The organism is Halomonas sp. (genome assembly GCF_031581305.1).
Classification (GTDB): Bacteria; Pseudomonadota; Gammaproteobacteria; order Pseudomonadales; family Halomonadaceae; genus Halomonas.
This window is the reverse complement of record NZ_JAVLBC010000301.1, coordinates 1-2,338: the sequence shown is the minus strand read 5'-3', so window position 1 is coordinate 2,338 and position 2,338 is coordinate 1. Positions and strand designations below refer to the sequence as shown.

Here is a 2,338-nt window from a genome sequence, read left to right as displayed (position 1 = left end):
TCAGAAATATTTTTCGCCTTATCCATCTTTTCTCCGATCCGACAATTGATTTTCTAGCATATTTTACTGCTGAAATGTATTAGACTGTATGCTCTGAAAGTGGATGAGCGCGCTCGCGCTTATAACACGGGCCGAGGCGCTCGCTACCTTTGTCGAAATGCCCGTTTTGGGTCGACAGCCGTCATCCGATATAACACTGACACTGCATCACCTTCCTCTTTCCCCTTATCCAGGCATCGACCTTATTGCAGCAGCTGAAGCGCTTCATATCCAGCTATAACTATCCTATCCGTTTGCGCTATTTCTCCACGGTCTCGGAATCGCGAAGGATTTCGAGCAAGGGCGTTTCCAGGTAAATTGGATGGTAAGTGTTGGGCTGAAATTCAGCCCATGATCGTACAAAGGCCATCGGCCCGGCCACGTGGCCTGCATATCCGGTCGACGGCTTACCAATCGAGCTTGGGTGTCCCATTCAATCTCTTCACTATAGAAGGGCAGATCGAAGCCTTCGCTTTCGGGCATGGCTCGCTGTAGGCAGGTCAACACTGCCTCGCTGACACCGCTGGCATAGTGCAACAGCCAGGCGAAGACTTCGGTGATGAAGTTTTCCAGGGAGTCCCTGCCCTCGAGAGGGCGATATTGGCGAAGGCTAACCAGCAGGCTGCTATCCATTGCATGCTCTTCCTGTCCGTGTGTAGCTACCGGCTGAAGTGCTGTCTGGTCTCGACAGTAGATGGGTTCAGCCTAGCACAGGATGCTTAGCCTGCTTGGGTGGCGTAAGCTCAGGTAACTGTCACTCTCTCGCCTCGCAACCGACCAGCAGGATGCCGCCACATGGACAAGAAGGCCCTCAGCGAACGGGATATCTGCACGAAGTTCATCACGCCGGCGCTGGAACGCGCCGGCTGGGATATCCAGACCCAGGTGCGCGAGGAGGTGTCGTTCACCAATGGCCGCATCATCGTGCGGGGCAGGCTACACACCCGCGGCAAGCGGCGTCGCGCCGACTACGTTCTCAGCTTCCAGAAGAATCAGCCCATCGCGGTGATCGAGGCCAAGGACAACCAGCACGGCCTCGGTGACGGCATGCAGCAGGGACTGGCCTACAGCGACGCCCTGGACGTGCCCTTCGTGTTCGCCAGCAACGGCGACGGCTTCCTGTTCCACGACCGCACCGGGCTCGCCAGCCAGACCGAGACCACGCTCGGCCTGGACGACTTCCCTTCGCCTGAGGCGCTCTGGGAGCGTTACTGCCAGTACAAGGGCATCGGCCCGGCCGCACGCCCGGTAGTGGAGCAGCCCTTCTTTGATGACGGCAGCGGGCGAACCCCGCACTATTATCAGACAGTGGCCATCAACCGCACCGTGGAAGCGGTGGCTCGCGGCCAGGACCGTATCCTGCTGGTGATGGCCACGGGCACCGGCAAGACCTTCACCGCCTTCCAGATCATCTGGCGACTATGGAAGGCCAAGCAGAAGAAACGCATCCTCTTCCTCGCTGACCGCAACATCCTGGTCGACCAGACCAAGAACAACGACTTCAAGCCATTCGGCCAGGCGATGACCAAGGTCACCAACCACACGGTAGACCCGTCCTATGAGATTTACCTCTCACTCTACCAGGCGGTGACCGGCAACGAGGACGAGAAGAACATCTACAAGCAGTTCTCGCCGGACTTCTTCGATCTGGTGGTGATCGACGAATGCCACCGCGGCAGTGCCGCCGTGGACTCCGCCTGGCGCGCGATTCTTGAGTACTTCTCCTCAGCCACCCACATTGGCTTGACCGCCACGCCCAAGGAGACCAAGGAAGTCTCCAACATCGACTACTTCGGTGAGCCGGTCTACACCTACACGCTCAAGCAGGGCATCGAGGATGGCTTCCTCGCCCCCTACAAGGTGGTGCGGGTAGACATCGACCGTGACCTTCAAGGCTGGCGGCCCAGCAAGGGGCAGCTCGACGCACTAGGCCAGGAGATCGAGGACCGCATCTACAACCAGAAGGACTTCGACAAGCACCTGGTCCTTAAGAAGCGCACCGAGCTGGTGGCCCGCAGGATCACGGAGTTCCTGGAGAACAGCGACCCGTACCAGAAGACCATCGTTTTCTGCGAGGACATCGACCACGCCGAGCGCATGCGCCAGGCGCTGGTGAACCTCAACCCCAAGCGGGTGGCCGAGAGCCGCAAATACGTGATGCGCATCACCGGCGACGAGAATGAAGGCAAGGCCGAGCTCGACAATTTCATCAACCCGGAAGCGCGCTATCCGGTAATCGCCACCACCAGCAAGCTGATGACCACCGGCGTCGATGCCCAGACCTGCAAGCTGATCGTCC

General features: G+C 58.7%; 2 protein-coding genes. One reads left to right on the top strand and one right to left on the bottom strand.

The annotated features are described in order from the left end of the window. Nucleotides 1–285 precede the first annotated feature (285 nt). Entirely contained in the window at nucleotides 286–672 is a 387-nt protein-coding gene (locus RI841_RS16015) for a hypothetical protein (RefSeq protein WP_310706628.1), read from the bottom strand. A 162-nt stretch (nucleotides 673–834) separates the two neighbouring features. Here RI841_RS16015 and hsdR point away from each other — a divergent pair. Further along, the coding region (gene hsdR / locus RI841_RS16010) for an EcoAI/FtnUII family type I restriction enzme subunit R (RefSeq protein ID WP_310706627.1) at nucleotides 835–2,338 on the top strand (1,504 nt) is incomplete at its 3' end.

What these genes read in the sequence shown, in the direction of transcription:
- RI841_RS16015 (WP_310706628.1), bottom strand. Translation starts at nt 672, where the DNA reads ATGGATAGCAGCCTGCTGGTTAGCCTTCGCCAATATCGCCCTCTCGAG.